At 57.1% G+C, this 273-nt stretch carries 1 protein-coding gene; it reads right to left on the bottom strand.

Annotation, left to right across the window (positions count from 1 at the left end; genetic code table 11):
- Positions 1 to 273 (bottom strand): hypothetical protein (locus MXD62_RS08640; protein WP_248828867.1); only part of this gene is annotated, 273 nt, incomplete at both ends.

The raw sequence follows: 273 nt of genomic DNA on the forward strand, positions 1-273 counted from the left end.
GTCCATGAGCCACAGCGACGCGCGCATCGGGTACCAGCATCGAGATATGTTCCGCCATCTGCTCAATGCCCTGCACCAGATTATAGAGGAAGAAAACCTGCCCGCCGCGCGCCAGCTCCCGTTCAATTGCTTCGCGAACCAGCGACGGATTGTATTCCAGCACGTAGGTTTGCACGGGAAAACGATTTTCCGGCGGCGTCTCGATGACAGACAAATCACGCACACCCAGCATCGACATGTGCAGAGTACGCGGAATCGGCGTCGCTGTTAAGG

The sequence above is a fragment of the Frankia sp. Mgl5 genome (assembly GCF_023242985.1).
Lineage (GTDB): Bacteria > Actinomycetota > Actinomycetes > Frankiales > Frankiaceae > Parafrankia > Parafrankia soli.